Here is a 15,460-nt window from a genome sequence, read left to right as displayed (position 1 = left end):
TGCGGCATGCGCGCCTGCGCGCCGCGTCGCGGCGCTGCGCGCTTGTGGCAAAATGCCCCGCTTTCGACCGACTGTTTTCCTGATGTCCAATCTGCCAGCTTCCGTCACGCAAAAGATCGTGTCGCTCATCGCGGCCGAACTGTCCGTCCAACCCCGCCAGGTGGCGGCGGCCGTAGAACTGCTCGACGAAGGCGCGACCGTGCCCTTTATTGCCCGCTACCGCAAGGAAGTGACCGGCAACCTGGACGACACGCACCTGCGCACGCTGGAAGAGCGCCTGCTCTACCTGCGCGAGATGGAAGAGCGCCGCGCCGCCATCCTGGCCTCCATCGAGGAACAGGGCAAGCTCACGCCAGAGCTGCGCGCCGCCATCGAAGGCGCCGAGACCAAGCAGACGCTGGAAGACCTCTACCTGCCCTACAAGCCCAAGCGCCGCACGCGCGCCCAGATCGCGCGCGAATGCGGCCTCGAGCCGCTGGCCCAGGCGCTGCTGGCCGACCCCACGCTCGATCCGCAAGCCGAGGCCGCCAGGTACGTCAACGGCAATCCCACCGCCGACGGCGGCGTGCCCGACGTCAAGGCGGCGCTGGACGGCGCGCGCGACATCCTCTCCGAACAATTCGGCGAGACCGCCGAGCTGCTCGGCAAGCTGCGCGAGCACCTGTGGAACAACGGCCTGGTGAGCTCGTCGGTGATGGAGGGCAAGGAAGGCGCGGAAGAAGAGAAATTCCGCGACTACTACCAGTACAGCGAAACCATCCGCACCGTGCCTTCGCACCGCGCGCTGGCCCTGTTCCGCGGGCGCAACGCCGGCGTGCTGATGGTCAAGCTGGGCCTCGGCGAAGAACAGGACGCACTGGTGCCGCATCCGTGCGAAGGCATGATCGCGCGCCATTTCGGCATCCAGAACCAGAACCGCGCGGCCGACAAGTGGCTCGGCGACGTGTGCCGCTGGTGCTGGCGCGTCAAGGTGCAGCCGCACCTGGAGACCGAGCTGCTGACGCAGTTGCGCGAGACCGCCGAGAGCGAAGCCATCAAGGTGTTCGGCCGCAACCTGCATGAACTGCTGCTGGCCGCGCCGGCCGGCCCGAAGTCCGTGATGGGCATCGACCCGGGCATCCGCACCGGCTGCAAGGTCGCCGTGGTCGACACCACCGGCAAGCTGCTCGACACCGCCACCATCTACCCGCACGAGCCGCGCCGCGACTGGAACGGCTCGCTGGCCACGCTGGCCCGCATGGCCAAGCAGCATAACGTGATGCTGGTCTCGATCGGCAACGGCACCGCCAGCCGCGAGACCGACAAGCTGGTGCAGGACCTGATGAAACAGTTGCCCGAAGCCAAGCTGACCAAGATCGTGGTCAGCGAGGCCGGCGCCTCCGTCTACTCCGCGTCCGAGCTGGCGGCCAAGGAATTCCCCGACCTCGACGTATCGATCCGCGGCGCGGTCTCGATCGCGCGCCGCCTGCAGGACCCGCTCGCGGAACTGGTCAAGATCGACCCCAAGTCCATCGGCGTGGGCCAGTACCAGCATGACGTCAACCAGCGCGAGCTGGCGCGCGCGCTCGATGCCGTGGTGGAGGACTGCGTGAACGCCGTGGGCGTGGACGTGAACACCGCCTCGGCGCCGCTGCTGGCGCGCGTGTCGGGCCTGAACTCGGTGCTGGCGCGCAATATCGTCGAATACCGCGACGCCAACGGCGCCTTTCCCAACCGCGCCGCGCTGAAGAAGGTGCCGCGCCTGGGCGACAAGACCTTCGAGCAGGCCGCCGGCTTCCTGCGCGTCAACGACGGCGACAACCCGCTGGACCGCTCCTCGGTCCACCCGGAAGCCTACCCCGTGGTCACCCGCATCCTCGACCACATCAAGAAGGGCCTGCCCGAGGTGATGGGCAACCGCGAAGCGCTGCGCGGGCTGTCGCCGGCCGCGTTCACCGACGAGACCTTCGGCCTGCCGACCGTGCGCGACATCCTCGCCGAGCTGGAAAAGCCCGGCCGCGACCCGCGCCCCGAGTTCAAGACCGCCACCTTCCAGGACGGCGTGGAAGACATCAAGGACCTGCAGCCGGGCATGGTGCTCGAAGGCGTGGTCACCAACGTGGCAGCGTTCGGCGCCTTCGTCGATATCGGCGTGCACCAGGACGGCCTGGTCCACATCTCGGCGCTCTCCTCCAAGTTCGTCAAGGACGCGCACGAGGTGGTCAAGGCCGGCCAGATCGTCAAGGTCAAGGTGATGGAAGTGGACGTCAAGCGCAACCGCATCGGCCTGAGCATGCGCCTGGACGACGAACCCGGCCAGGCCCAGGCCCGCGCGGGCCTGGGCGACCGCGGCAATGCGCCGCGCCAGGGCCAGAACAAGAGCTTCGGCGGCGGGCGCCGGGAAGCCGAACCGTCCGGCGCGATGGCGGCGGCATTCGCCAAGCTCAAGCGCTGAGCCAAGGGGGCCTCTGTGTCCCCTTCTCCTTTTTCCCTTTCTCCCTTTCCCCTCGCCTTCCTCACCGCGCGCCGCGCTTGCCCGTCAGGCCGGACCGTCCGCTCACGGTACCGGCCTTCTCCGCCGGCACGGGGTCCGAGAATCTTGATCCCCAAGGGCTACAAAATCCGGCTCTCCGGCTTGTTTTTGTAGCCGCGGGGCTTCAGCAATGCCTCAGATTTCCACCTTGGTCCCCAACTCCACCACGCGATTCGCGGGAATCTGAAAGAAGTCCGAGGGCTTGGCGCCGTTCTGATGCATCCAGGCGAACAAGCTTTCGCGCCACATCGACATGCCCGGCAGCTTGGAGGGGATCACCGATTCCCGGGCGATGAAGAACGAGGTCTCCATCAGCTCGAACTGCATGCCGAGCTTGCGATGCGCGAGATCCAGCACGCGCTGCACGTCGGGCGTTTCCTTGAAGCCGTATTCGGACTTGAGGATGAACACGCCGCCGCTCAGGTCCTTGCAGGTCAGGCGATGGTCGTCGTCCACGTAGGGCACGTCGCGCGTGACGAAGCTCAGGAAGACCACGCGCTCGTGCAGCACGCGGTTGTGCTTGAGGTTGTGCAGCAGCGAAACCGGCACCGATTCGGTATTGCCGGTCAGGAACACCGCGGTGCCTTCGACGCGGTGCGGCGGATGCGCCAGCAGGCCGCCGATGAAAGGCTCGAGCGGGATGCCGTCTTCCAGGCTGCGGGCGCGCAGCAGCTTGCGGCCGCTGTGCCAGGTCATCAGCAGGAAGAACGCGGTGCCGCCCATCAGCAGCGGGAACCAGCCGCCTTCGGCGACCTTGAGCAGGTTGGCGGAGAAGAAGGCCAGGTCGACCAGCAGGAAGCTCACGCCGATCAGCGTGACCAGCACCGGGTTCCATTTCCAGACGTTGCGCATCACCACCGCGGCGAGGAAGGTGGTGATCACCATGGTGGTGGTCACGGCGATGCCGTAGGCGGCGGCCAGGTTGTCGGACTTCTTGAAGGCCACCACCACTGCCACCACCAGCACCAGCAGGATCCAGTTGATCACCGGCAGGTAGATCTGGCCGATCTCGGCGGCCGAGGTGTAGCGGATGCGCATGCGCGGCACGAAGCCGAGCTGGATCGCCTGGCTGGTCAGCGAGAACGCGCCCGAGATCACGGCCTGCGAGGCGATCACGGTGGCGCAGGTGGCCAGCAGCACCATCGGCAGCAGCAGCGCCTGCGGCACCATCAGGTAGAAGGGATTGCTGATCGCGTCCGGGTTCTGCAGCAGCATCGCGCCCTGGCCGAAGTAGTTCAGCATCAGGCAGGGCATCACCAGCGCAAACCAGGCGAAGCGGATCGGGCGCCGGCCGAAATGGCCCATGTCGACGTACAGCGCCTCGGCGCCGGTCAGCACCAGGAACACCGAGCCCAGCACGATGAAGGCCTGCAGCGAATGCTCGGTCAGGAAGCGCACGCCATAGAGCGGATTGACCGCCAGCAGGACCGACGGCACGCCGATCAGGTTGTACACGCCGAGCGCGCCCAGGGCCAGGAACCAGACGATCATGATCGGGCCGAACAGCTTGCCCACCGCGCTGGTGCCGCTGCGCTGGATCATGAACAGCGCCACCAGGATCACCAGGGTGATGGGAATCACGAAATGCGACAGGCCGGGCGCGGCGATCTCCAGCCCCTCCACGGCGGAAAGCACCGAGATGGCGGGCGTGATGACCGCATCGCCATAGAACATGCAGGCGCCGAAGATGCCCAGCATCATCAGCATCTTGGCGGTGCGCGAGCGCGGCGAGGCCGTGCGCAGGGCCAGCGCCATCAGCGCCAGCACGCCGCCTTCGCCATCGTTGTCGGCCCGCATGACGAACATCACGTACTTGATGGACACCACGATGGTCATGGCCCAGAACAGCAGCGAGATGATGCCCATCACCGCGTCGCTGCTGAACGGAATGCCATGCTCGGTGCTGAAGCACTCCTTGAGCGAATAAAGGGGGCTGGTACCGATATCGCCGAAGACGACGCCGATCGCGCCGATCACCAGCGCACGCTTGCTGGGACTTTCGACGAAATAATGGCTGGTTGCGGTCTGGGTCATGAATAGGAGTCTGGTTGAAAGGCTCGCGCAACGCTTCCGGCGCCCGGGCTAAGGCGCCAGGATGGACGGAACAGACGAAGCGGGCAAAAGTACGCCGCCCACGCTATTGCATTGCACAAACGCGCGCCATTCTAGATGAAGTGCCGGGTGACGACCACTGGGGAGCATCCTGCCTTGCAGAACCTGCCTGGTGCTGGTGACTGGTCAAGCATGCGAGCGAAGTCCCGCTCGGTCAAGCGCTTGCGCGCGCCGGCGCACCCGATCCCGGCGCGCCCGGCCCGGGGCGGCGTTGCTGCATCGCCACAAGACATGCAGCAAGCGTCACAATCAAACGCCGAGATAACGGTCCAGCGCGCCGGGCTGGGCGAGCACGCTGGCGGCGGGACCCTCCATCGCCACCAGTCCCTTTTCCAGCACCACGACGCGATCGGCGTTGGCCAGCACGGTGCGGTAGTTGCGGTCCACCACCACCGAGGCGATGCCGGTGGCGCGCACGGTGGCGATCACCTGCCAGATCTCCGCCACGATGCGCGGCGCCAGCCCCTCGGTCGCCTCGTCGAGGATCAGGCAGTCGGGGTTGGTCATCAGCGCGCGGCCGATCGACAGCATCTGCTGCTCGCCGCCGGACAGCTGCTGTCCGCCGTGGCCGAGGCGTTCCTTGAGGCGGGAAAACAGGTCCAGCACCCTGGCTTCGTCCCAGTCCAGCCGGCCCGACGGCCCCTCGCGGGCTGCCATCACCAGGTTCTCGCGCACCGAGAGATTGGGGAAGATGCCGCGCCCTTCCGGCACGTAGGCCACGCCCAGGCGCGCCACCTCGTGCGGCGGCGCGCGCGAGACATCGCGCCCGCCGGCGAAGATGGCGCCCTGGCGCTGGCGCACGTGCCCGAGCAGGGTCCGCAGCAGCGTGCTCTTGCCCATGCCGTTGCGGCCCAGCAGGCCCACCGTCTCGCCGCGCCCGACGCGGAAATCGATGCCGCGCAGGACATGGCTGCTGCCGTACCAGGCGTTCACGCCCGTGGCCGCGATCATCTCGCTCATGCCGCCTGCTCCTTGCATGCCGCGCGATGCGGCCCGCCTTCGTGGCCGCCCCTGAATTCGCCCGGCGGCTCGCTCTCCTCCCCCAGGTACGCCTGCTGCACCGCCTGGTTGATGCGGATCGCAGCCGGATCGCCGGAGGCGATCACGGTGCCGTTGACCATCACCGTGATGCGGTCCGCCACCGAGAACACCGCTTCCATGTCGTGCTCCACCAGCAGCACCGCGTGGCCGTCGCGCAGCGAGCGCAGCAGCGCCAGCATGCGCGCCGACTCCTCCGCGCCCATGCCGGCCAGCGGCTCGTCGAGCAGCAGCACGGTGGGCTGGGTGGCCAGGCACATGGCCACCTCGAGCTGCCGCTTCTGCCCGTGCGACAGCGCGGTGGCAACTGTGTCGGCGCAGGCGGCCAGGCCCGCGCATTCCAGCGCCTCGTCGCCCAGCGCGCGGCTGGTGCGGCAGCGCTGCGCGCCTTCCCACAGCCGCCACGCGCGCTGGGCGCGCGACTGCGCCGCCAGCCGGCAGTTCTCGCGCACGGTCAGCGGCAGGAAGATATTGTTGCGCTGGTAGCTGCGTCCGATGCCCGCGCGCGCCAGCCGCGGCTGCGCCCATCCGGTCACGTCGCGCCCCTGCAGCTGCAGCGTGCCCGAGGACGGCGGCAGTTCGCCCGACAGCATATTGATCAGCGTGGACTTGCCCGCGCCGTTGGTGCCGATCACGGCGTGGATTTCATGCAGCGCAAGGTCGATGTCCACGTCGCCCACGGCGGTCAGGCCGCCGAACCGGCGCGTCAGCTTGCGCGCCGACAAGACCGGTGCGTTCATCGCGATTCTCCTTGCGCGCGGCGCGCCAGCAGCGGCGCCAGCACGCGCGCCAGGCTGACCAGCCCGTGCGGCAGCAAGGCCACCGCCACGATGATGAAACCGCCCATCAGCAGTTGCCAGTGCCTGGTCAGCGTGCTGAACCATTCCGCCAGCAGGACGAAGGAAAAGGCGCCCAGCACCGCGCCGGCCAGGCTGCCGGCGCCGCCCAGGATCACCATCAGCATGGCGTTGCCGGACTGGTGCCAGGACGCGATCTCCGGATTGACGAAGCCGTACTGGATCGCATACAGATAACCCGCCAGCCCGGCGAACGTGCCGGCCACCACGAAGGCGCCGAGCTGGTAGCGGTAGGTGGCGTAGCCCGCCGCGCGCATGCGCTGCTCGTTGTGGCGGATGCCCACCAGCGCGTGGCCGAAGCGCGAGCGCAGCACCAGCGCCAGCCCCGCCACGGTGAGCACCAGGGCGCCGAGCACCAGCCAGTAGAAATGCGCGACGTCGTTGACGTCGAACGGGCGCGCGCCCAGCAGGTCGAACTCCGGCCGGAAGTAGATATAGGTGCCGTCGCTGCCGCCGGCGATCCGGGTGTCGTGGAACACGAAGAACACCATCTGCGCGAACGCCAGCGTGACCATGATGAAGTAGACGCCGCGCGTGCGCAGCACCAGCGCCCCCACCACCAGCGCCAGCGCCGCCGCCGCGGCCAGCGCGCCGAGCAGCAGCAGCCAGCCGTTGCCGGGCCCGACCTGCGGCGCCAGCAGCGCGGTGGCATAGGCCGCCGCCGCGAAGTAGGCCGCGTGCCCCAGGCTGACCAGGCCGGTATAGCCGATCAGCAGTTGCAGCGAGAGCGCGAAGATGGCCATGATCATGACCTTGCTGAGCAGCTCGATGTAGAAGCGCTGCCCTTGCTCGCCCAGCAGCAGCGGCATGGCCGCCAGCACCGCGAACAGCGCCAGCCAGCCGAAGCCGCCGCGCCAGGGCATGGCGCCCGCGCGCGCGCGCGGCGCGCCCTCCAGTGCATTGATATCGCCCGGCATATGCCTACCCCGCCTTGAACAAGCCCTGGGGTTTCCAGAGCAGGATGAGTGCCATCAGCAGGTAGACCAGCACGCCCGAGGCCTCCTGCCAGAACACCTTGCCGAAGGTATCGACGAAGCCCAGCAGCAGCGCCGCCACCATGGCGCCCTTGACCGAGCCGATGCCGCCGATCACCACCACCACGAAGCATACGATCAGCACCTGCGCGCCCATGCCCGGGTAGACCGACGACACCGGCGCGGCGATCATGCCCGCCAGCACCGCCAGCGCCACGCCGAGCGCGAACACGAAGCGGTACAGCATGGTCACGTTGATGCCGAGCGACTGCACCATCTCGCGGTTGGTGGCGCCGGCGCGGATCATCATGCCCAGCCGCGTGCGGCGGATCACCAGGTACATGGCCGCCGCCACCAGCAGGCAGACCGCCGAGATGAACAGGCGGTAGACCGGATAGGTCATCCCGTTGCCGATCGGCAGCGCCCAGTCGAGCAACGGCGGCACGGTCACGCCGTGCACGTCGTCGTCCACCAGGATGCTGCGCAGTTCCTCGAAGACCAGGATCAGGCCATACGTCATCAGCACCTGCTGCAGGTGCTCGCGCTGGTAGAGATAGCTGAAGAACACCCACTCCAGCACGTAGCCGAACGCCACCGCCAGCACGATGCCGAGCGGGATGGCGACCAGCAGGCTGCCGGTCAGCCCGGCCAGCGTGAAGGCCAGGTAGGCGCCCAGCATGTAGAAGCTGCCGTGGGCGAGGTTGATCACCCCCCATGATGCCGAAGATCAGGGTCAGGCCGCTGGCCACGAGGAACAGCAGCAAGCCGTACTGGATGCTGTTAAGGCACTGTATGAAGAAGGAAACGATATCCATGGACACCCGTGCGGCAAGACGGCAGCGTGATTGCGAAAGGAGAAGAGCGACGGGCCGTGCGGTCGTGCAGCCGCGCCCGCTGCCGGCGCGGGACACGGCAGGCACGGCGCGCCGGCCCGGGCGCTCAGGTCCGGCAGCCGCGCGCCGGATCGGCCAGCGCCTTCACGGCGATGCCGCCGAGCCTGTTCTCGCGGCCGTCGACCTTGCGCAGGTAGAAATCCTGCACCGGGTTGTGCGCCTTCGACAGCGTGAACGAGCCGCGCGGGCTGTCCACCCGGGTCAGCTCCATCGCCTTGATGACCTCGGCCTTGCGGCCCATGTCGCCCTTGACCGCGTTGGCGCCGGCGGCCAGCAACTGGGCGGCGTCATAGCCCTGCACCGCGTATACGTCCGGCTGCAGCTTGTAGGTCTTGGCGTAGCCCAGGCGGAAGCTCTGGTCGCGCGGGTTGGCCAGGCCGTCGGCATAGTGCAGCGTGGTTTCCAGCCCCTGCGCGGCGGCGCCCTGCGCCTCCAGCGTGCCGTCGGTGAGGAAGCCCGAGGCATACAGCGGGATCTTGTCCTTGAGGCCCGCCGCGGCCCAGTCCTTGACGAACTTCACCGCGCCGCCGCCGGCGAAGAACACGAACACGGCGTCCGGCTTGATCGACGCCACCTCGGTGATCAGCGCCTGGAACTCGACGTTGGGGAACGGCAGGCTCAGCTCCTTCACCACCTTGCCGCCCTTGGCCTCGAAGGCCTCCTTGAAACCCTTGACCGACTGCTCGCCGGCCGCGTATTTCCATGTCAGCGTGACCACGCGCTTCATGCCGCGCTCGGCCAGCACGTGGCCCATGGCGTAGCCGGGCTGCCAGTTCGAGAACGAGGAACGGAAGATGTTCGGGCCGCACAGCGGGCCGGTGGCTTCGTCCACGCCCGCGTTGGGAATGATCAGCAGCGTGTTGTTTTCCCTGGCCACCTTGACGATGCCCATCTGCACGCCCGAGTGGACCGTGCCCACCACCACGTCGACCTGGTCGCGCTTGATCAGCTTGTTGGCGTTCTCGGGCGCCTTGGCCGGATCGGACTCGTCGTCCACCTTGAAGTATTCGATCTCCCGGCCGCCGAGCTTGCCGCCCTGCTCCTGCACGTACATCTTGAAGCCGTTCTCGATGGCGTTGCCGAGCGAGGCATAGGTGCCGGTGTAAGGCAGCATGAAGCCGACCTTGATCTTCCCGCCGCCCTGGCCCTGGGCAGCGGCGCCCGCGGCAAAGGCAAAGGATGCAGCGATGGCAAGGCAAGCGGGGGCAAGCCCGCGCGATGTGATGCGATGCATGGAGTCTCCTCTCCTGGTGGTCAAGCCGGCTTCCGTCGCCGTGGCTGGCATCGCCGGCGCCCGCGGCTTGCCGCGGGCGCCGGCGCGCACGAGCGCGAAATTATTTTAGGTATGAAGTATGTGCGGTTATAAACCGGACCGCCGCCTCCGTCAACGGGCCCGGCTGGTCGCGGTGCGGCGAGTGCCCGCACCGCGCGAGTTTAAGCAGCGTGGTTTGCGGCGCATATCGATGGATACCCTCGATCTGCGCCATGGTCCCGTACTCGTCGTCCTCGCCCTGCACCGCCAGCACCGGGCAGCGCAACTGCGGCAGCAGCGGGCGCAGGTCGAAGGCGCGGAAGGCGGGATCGAGCCAGATGTCGTTCCAGCCCCAGAAGGCCGAATCCACATCGCCATGATGGCGCGCGAGCTTGCTGCGCAGGTCGGTCCGGAGGTAGGTTTCGCGCGTGGCCCGGATGCTGGTGACCGAGACGTCCTCGACCATGATGTGCGGCGCCAGCACGGTGATGCCGTCCACCGCCTGCGGGAAGCTGGCGGCGTAGATCAGCGCGATCGAGCCGCCGTCGCTGTGGCCGAACAGCCAGGGCGCGCCGCGGCTGCGGCCGGGCCCGATGCCGAGCGCGTCGAACAGCGCCGGCAGCGCTTCGCGCGCCTGCCGGTGCATGAAATCGACGCCCCATTTTTCCTCTGGCGGGCGCGGCGTGGAACGGCCATAGCCATAACGCGACAGCACCAGCCCGCGGAAGTCGCCGGCCTCGCACAGCGCGGCGGGATAGTCGCGCCACAAGCTCACCGAGCCGAGGCCCTCGTGCAGGAACACCAGCAGCGGCCGCGCCCCGCGCTGCGGCCTGAGCCACTGCACTTCCATCCGGATACGGCGCCCGTCGAAGGGAATCTCAACCAGCTCGCTTTGCATGCCTCGTTGCCTCTGCTTCCGTTGTCGTCAGTCTGCCCGGCCAATCCGCGGCGGCGGCTTCCTCGCGCTGGCGCAGGCGGAAGCGCTGGATCTTGCCGGTGGCGGTCTTGGGCAGTTCCGCCACGCACTCGATCTGGCGCGGGTATTTGTAGGGCGCCAGCCGCGACTTGACGAAGGCCTGCAATTCGGCCGCCATGCCGTCGTGCCAGGACTGGCCCGGGCGCGGCACCACGAAGGCCTTCGGCTTGACCAGCCCTTCGGCGTCGCTCACGCCGATCACCGCGGCCTCCAGTATCGCCGGGTGCTGGGCCAGCACGGCCTCCACCTCGAATGGCGAGACGTAGATGCCGCCGACCTTGAGCATGTCGTCGCTGCGCCCCGCGTAGATGAAATAGCCGTCCGCGTCCTGCAGGTATTTATCGCCGCTGCGCGTCCACTCGCCCACGAAGGTGTCGCGGCTCTTGTCGCGGTTGCCCCAGTACATCAGCGCGGCGCTCGGCCCCTTGATGAAGAGGTCGCCGATCTCGCCGGGCGCGCACGGCCGGCCGGCTTCGTCGAGCAGTTTCAGTTCGTAGCCGGGCACGGGCTTGCCGGTGGTGCCATAGCGTACCTCGCCGGGGCGGTTCGACAGGAAGATGTGCAGCATCTCCGTGGAGCCGATGCCGTCGAGGATGTCGCAGCCGAAATGCGCGCGGTAGCGCTCGCCGATGTCCTTGGGCAGCGCTTCGCCGGCCGAGGTGCACACGCGCATCGACACCAGCGCGCGCGGCGGCAGCTCGGCCGCCGCCAGCATGCCGGCATAGAGCGTGGGCACGCCGCAGAATACGGTCGGACGCCGCTCGCACAGGCGGCGGAACACGGCCTGCGGCGTGGGGCGCTCGGCCATCAGCACGGTGGTGGCGCCGACCGAGAGCGGAAAGGTCAGCGCGTTGCCGAGGCCGTAGGCAAAGAACAGCTTGGCCGCGGAAAACACCACGTCGTCCTCGCGCAGGGCCAGTACCTGGCGCGCATAGAGATCGGCGGTATGGAACAGGTTGCCGTGCGTATGCACGGTGCCCTTGGGGCGGCCGGTGGAGCCGGACGAGTAGAGCCAGAAAGCGATGTCGTCGGGCCGCGTGGCGGCAGCTTCCGCCAGCGGCGCGCCCTGCTCCGCCAGCGCGGCGACGCTGGGCGCGGCCCCCTCCGCTTCGCCGTGGGGCGCGGCGAGGATGAAGGCGGGCGCGGTGCCCGCGCGCGCGGCGGCGTCGCGCAGCACCGCCGCCAGCGGCGCCGAGGCCACCACGGCGCGCGCGCCGCTGTGCGCCAGCATGTAGGCGTAGTCGTCGGCGGTCAGCAGCGTGTTGACGGCCACCGGCACCACGCCGGCCAGCAGGCAGCCGAGGAAGGCGGTGGGGAAATCGACGGTATCGAGCGCGCACAGCAGCAGCCGCTCCTCCGGCCGGATGCCCGATGCCAGCAGCGCCGACGCAAAACCGCGGCAGCGCCGGTCGAGCGCCGCATAATCCAGCGTGCCGGTGTCGTCAATATAGGCGGTCTTGGCGCCGCGGCCGGCGGCAAGGTTGCGGCCGAGCAGGTTGGCGGCCGCGTTGTACCGGGCCGGCAGCACGGCCGCGCCGGCCGGCGCTTGCGGGGGGACCACTGGGGGCGTCATGTCTCCACTCCTCCGTGCCGTCTCCCGCGCGAAGGGCTGCGGGAAGACGGAGTCAGGTTTTTGTCGGCAGCATGCTTGTCTGCTTCTTTTGACAATGCATTTTATTGCATATTTACTATTATGCAAGCAGAGGAATGCACTATATGGCACGAATTGCGCGTCGCTTATAATCGCAGCCCCGTTGCACGCCCCCGGCACACCGTGCCCCCGGCCGCGCCGGCTTTCCAAACTTTCCAGCCCGCCACCGCCATGCGCCGCGATCCCGATCCCCTGCTGGTCCCCGATCCCGCCGACGCCCGCCCCGCCGGCGAGCGCGACCCCTACCTGACCCAGCTCGGCGAGCGCATCCGCTCGCTGCGCGCCGCCCGCGGCATGTCGCGCAAGGACCTCGCGCGCGGCGCCGAAGTGTCCGAGCGCTACCTGGCAAACCTGGAGACCGGCACCGGCAACGCCTCGGTGCTGCTGCTGCGGCAGGTGGCGCGCGCCCTCGACGTGCCGCTGCCGGTGGTGCTGGCCGAGGTCGAAGGCCGCCACGCGCGGGACGGCCAGCCGGCCGCCGAGTTCGCGCAGCTGGTGCAATGGCTGGCGCAGTTGCCCGCGGCCGATCTGGCGCGCGTGCGCGAAGCCTGCCGCCATGCGCTGGCGCCATCCGAAGCGCTCGACGCGCGCCACCGCCGCATCAGCCTGATCGGCCTGCGCGGCGCCGGCAAGTCCACGCTGGGACGCGCGCTGGCCACCGCCATGGACATCCCCTTCGTCGAGCTCAATGCCGCCATCGAGCAGGAAGCCGGCGCCAGCCTGGCGGAAATCCATTCGCTCTACGGCCAGGCGGCCTACCGCCGCTACGAGATGCGCGCGCTGGAGCGCGTGCTGCGCGAGAACGAACGCATGGTGCTGGCCACGCCGGGCAGCCTGGTGTCCGAGCCGTCGACCTTCAACCTGCTGCTGGCGCGCTGCTACACGGTGTGGGTAAAGACCACGCCCGAAGAACACATGGCGCGCGTGGTGGCACAAGGCGACATGCGCCCGATAGAAGGCAACCGCGAAGCCATGGCGGACCTGCGCCGCATCCTGCAGGCGCGCACGCCGCTCTACGCGCGCGCCGACGCGACCATCGACACCAGCGGCCAGGATCCGGCCACTTCGCTGCAAGCGTTGCGCGCGCACCTGCGGCTGACCGGCGCCTGAGCTTCGCGCCTGCGCCGCGCGAGAAAGCGCCGGATACGCCATCCGTTTGATGCACTATATTTCAATCAGGAAAATCACGAAAATATAATGCACGCCGAAGACCGCGGGCCCTGCCATGGGGGATACCCGCAAGGTGTGCTTTAGTGCTTCCCTTGCGAAACACGGTGCCTATAATGTTTCTCAAGAAACAGGAGCGAGGCGATGCAAACCAGGCAACTCCCGGAGCGGGATCCCGCCGGCGGTCCGGACCCCGGCACCACCCTGACCAAGGCCGTGATGCGCGCCGCCGGCTTTCTCGGCATCAGCCAGGCGGGCGTGGCCAGCGTGCTCGGCATCAGCACGGCGTCGGTGTCGCGCATGGCGTCCGGCGGCTATGTGCTCGACGCACACCGCAAGGAGTGGGAGTTCGGCGTGCTGTTCGTGCGGCTGTTCCGCTCGCTCGACGCCATCCTGGGCCACAGCGACCAGGCCCGCCTCTGGCTGGCCAACGAAAACCTGGCGCTCGGCGGCAAGCCGGGCGATCTGATCCGCACAACCGAGGGCCTGGTACGTGTCGTCCACTATCTGGATGCCACCCGCGGTCGCGTCTGAGCGCCGGCCGTTCGCGCTGACGCTCTGGCGCGCGGTGGAGGCGCAGCACGTGGTCTCGACCATGCCCCTGGTCGACAGCCTCGAAGAACAGGCCGTGCTGGAGGCCGTGCTCGACGCGGGCAAGCCCGCCGTGCCCGCCGAGGCGCGCCATCTCCATTACCTGCTGTTCACGCCGTTCCGCTATCCACCCTCGTCCTGGGGCTCGCGCTTCCGCGGCCAGCAGGATCCGGGCGTGTTCTATGGCGCGGAGCAGATCCGCACCGCCTGCGCCGAACTCGGCTACTGGCGCTGGCGCTTCCTGCGCGACAGCCCGGCGCTGCCCCGCATCGACGCGCGTCCGCACACGCTGTTCCAGGTCAGCGTGCGCACCGATGGCATCGCGCTCGACGCGCCCCCCTTCGCGCAAGACGCGGCCAGGTGGACCGACCCCGACAACTACGATGCCTGCCACGCGCTGGCCCGCACGGCGCGCGAGGCCGGCCTCGGCATGATCCGCTACACGTCGGTGCGCGATCCCGCGCATGGTCCCTGCGCCGCGCTGCTGACGCCGCGCGCCTTTGCCGAGCCGCAGCCGCTGGCGACCACCACCTGGATGCTCACGGTGCGGCCCGACCGCGTCATCTGGCAGCGCGACGACCTCCTCCAGCGCGACAGCTTCCAGTTTCCCGCCGCGCCGTGGCAGGCGGCGCCCGCCGGGCCGGGCTGAACGGAGCCGCGCCTAGCATCCGATTGTGAATTGGGTGTTGCAATGCAAAAGGAATAGCCTTATAATCTTTTTCTTCGACGGACGCGGGGTGGAGCAGTTGGCAGCTCGTCGGGCTCATAACCCGAAGGTCGCAGGTTCAAGTCCTGCCCCCGCAACCACATCCCAAATGCGTAGCAGATTTCACATCGCTAGCCATTTGCCTACGGGATCGCCGAAGACCCCGTAAATCCCCCTCCCCCCTCTTGCCGCACAATCGACCCGATCAGTCGGGCGACTGCCTCGCGGACCGGCCCAATCCTCTCGACTGACAATCCCCTCGGCAGTTCGCGCAAGTGCGTGACCTTGGCGTGAGTCCGGGAACGAAGTTTTCCCACTTCACCGCCTTTCGCTCGACATGGAACCGGCGCCGCCTTCAATTCCCGCTGCTCGGCCTGCAAAGCATCCGCTTTGACCTGTGCCCAGGCGAACTCATCATCGCTTTCACGAAATTCGAGAGATTTTTCTCGACCACGGCCAGCCGGGCGCGCATTTTCGCGTCTCGTCGCCGCAGCGCATGATTTACGACGGCGTGGCGGAATATCCCGCGCGCTGGAATTTGTTCGTCCGCTCACACCTGCCGATAGAAATAATTCGAGTAAATTGCGATTTCCTTAATTCTGATCTCAATCAATTCGAGCTTTTTTTGGGAAACGTCCGATATCGCGTTAGATGTCACTTCCGTACCATTCCATACGTATTGATATGCCTTCATGCGGGCGCAGAAATTGCCCCGCAGAACACGGGCTATC

At 68.0% G+C, this 15,460-nt stretch carries 11 protein-coding genes, 1 tRNA gene and 1 pseudogene; 5 read left to right on the top strand and 8 right to left on the bottom strand.

Annotated features, from left to right (window positions below; all coding sequences use genetic code 11):
- Positions 1-82 precede the first annotated feature (82 nt).
- Complete coding sequence (locus ACKI2N_RS08880; protein ID WP_420993849.1) at positions 83-2,434, top strand: Tex family protein; 2,352 nt, start codon at positions 83-85, stop codon at positions 2,432-2,434.
- Positions 2,435-2,647: 213 nt separating this feature from the next.
- Here ACKI2N_RS08880 and ACKI2N_RS08875 read toward each other — a convergent pair whose 3' ends face one another.
- The 8 genes and pseudogenes from ACKI2N_RS08875 to ACKI2N_RS08840 form a co-directional block, all read right to left on the bottom strand.
- Positions 2,648-4,546, bottom strand: coding sequence for a potassium transporter Kup (locus tag ACKI2N_RS08875; protein WP_420993848.1), 1,899 nt, complete (start codon positions 4,544-4,546; stop codon positions 2,648-2,650).
- Between the two features lie 327 nt (positions 4,547-4,873).
- Complete coding sequence (locus ACKI2N_RS08870) at positions 4,874-5,584, bottom strand: ABC transporter ATP-binding protein (RefSeq protein WP_420993847.1); 711 nt, start codon at positions 5,582-5,584, stop codon at positions 4,874-4,876.
- The gene (locus tag ACKI2N_RS08865) at positions 5,581-6,402 is read right to left on the bottom strand and encodes an ABC transporter ATP-binding protein (protein ID WP_420993846.1); all 822 of its coding nucleotides are present in this window, start codon (positions 6,400-6,402) and stop codon (positions 5,581-5,583) included. Before ACKI2N_RS08865 ends, ACKI2N_RS08870 begins: the two co-directional genes overlap by 4 nt.
- Positions 6,399-7,382: a branched-chain amino acid ABC transporter permease gene (locus tag ACKI2N_RS08860; protein WP_420993922.1), complete on the bottom strand. Its 984-nt coding sequence runs from the start codon at positions 7,380-7,382 to the stop codon at positions 6,399-6,401. The genes ACKI2N_RS08865 and ACKI2N_RS08860 overlap by 4 nt, the downstream gene beginning before the upstream one ends.
- Positions 7,383-7,440: 58 nt before the next feature.
- Positions 7,441-8,308, bottom strand: a pseudogene (locus ACKI2N_RS08855) (branched-chain amino acid ABC transporter permease).
- A gap of 124 nt (positions 8,309-8,432) precedes the next feature.
- Positions 8,433-9,620, bottom strand: coding sequence for an ABC transporter substrate-binding protein (locus ACKI2N_RS08850; RefSeq protein ID WP_420993844.1), 1,188 nt, complete (start codon positions 9,618-9,620; stop codon positions 8,433-8,435).
- A gap of 100 nt (positions 9,621-9,720) precedes the next feature.
- Positions 9,721-10,536, bottom strand: coding sequence for an alpha/beta fold hydrolase (locus tag ACKI2N_RS08845; RefSeq protein WP_420993843.1), 816 nt, complete (start codon positions 10,534-10,536; stop codon positions 9,721-9,723).
- Entirely contained in the window at positions 10,517-12,187 is a 1,671-nt protein-coding gene (locus ACKI2N_RS08840; RefSeq protein ID WP_420993842.1) for a benzoate-CoA ligase family protein, read from the bottom strand. Before ACKI2N_RS08840 ends, ACKI2N_RS08845 begins: the two co-directional genes overlap by 20 nt.
- Positions 12,188-12,436: 249 nt before the next feature.
- Here ACKI2N_RS08840 and ACKI2N_RS08835 point away from each other — a divergent pair, with 249 nt between their 5' ends.
- The 4 genes from ACKI2N_RS08835 (at position 12,437) to ACKI2N_RS08820 (ending at position 14,830) form a co-directional block, all read left to right on the top strand.
- Complete coding sequence (locus tag ACKI2N_RS08835) at positions 12,437-13,375, top strand: helix-turn-helix transcriptional regulator (protein WP_420993841.1); 939 nt, start codon at positions 12,437-12,439, stop codon at positions 13,373-13,375.
- A 201-nt stretch (positions 13,376-13,576) separates the two neighbouring features.
- The gene (locus ACKI2N_RS08830) at positions 13,577-13,966 is read left to right on the top strand and encodes an antitoxin Xre/MbcA/ParS toxin-binding domain-containing protein (protein WP_420993839.1); all 390 of its coding nucleotides are present in this window, start codon (positions 13,577-13,579) and stop codon (positions 13,964-13,966) included.
- On the top strand, positions 13,926-14,672 hold the full coding sequence (locus tag ACKI2N_RS08825) for an RES family NAD+ phosphorylase (protein ID WP_420993837.1): 747 nt from the start codon (positions 13,926-13,928) through the stop codon (positions 14,670-14,672). Before ACKI2N_RS08830 ends, ACKI2N_RS08825 begins: the two co-directional genes overlap by 41 nt.
- Positions 14,673-14,754: 82 nt before the next feature.
- Positions 14,755-14,830 (top strand) — tRNA-Met (locus ACKI2N_RS08820).
- Positions 14,831-15,460: the final 630 nt, after the last annotated feature.

The organism is Cupriavidus sp. 30B13 (assembly GCF_049059565.2).
Taxonomy (GTDB): Bacteria; Pseudomonadota; Gammaproteobacteria; order Burkholderiales; family Burkholderiaceae; genus Cupriavidus.
The sequence above is the reverse complement of the archived record's forward strand: the minus strand, read 5'-3'. Positions and strand labels throughout refer to the sequence as shown.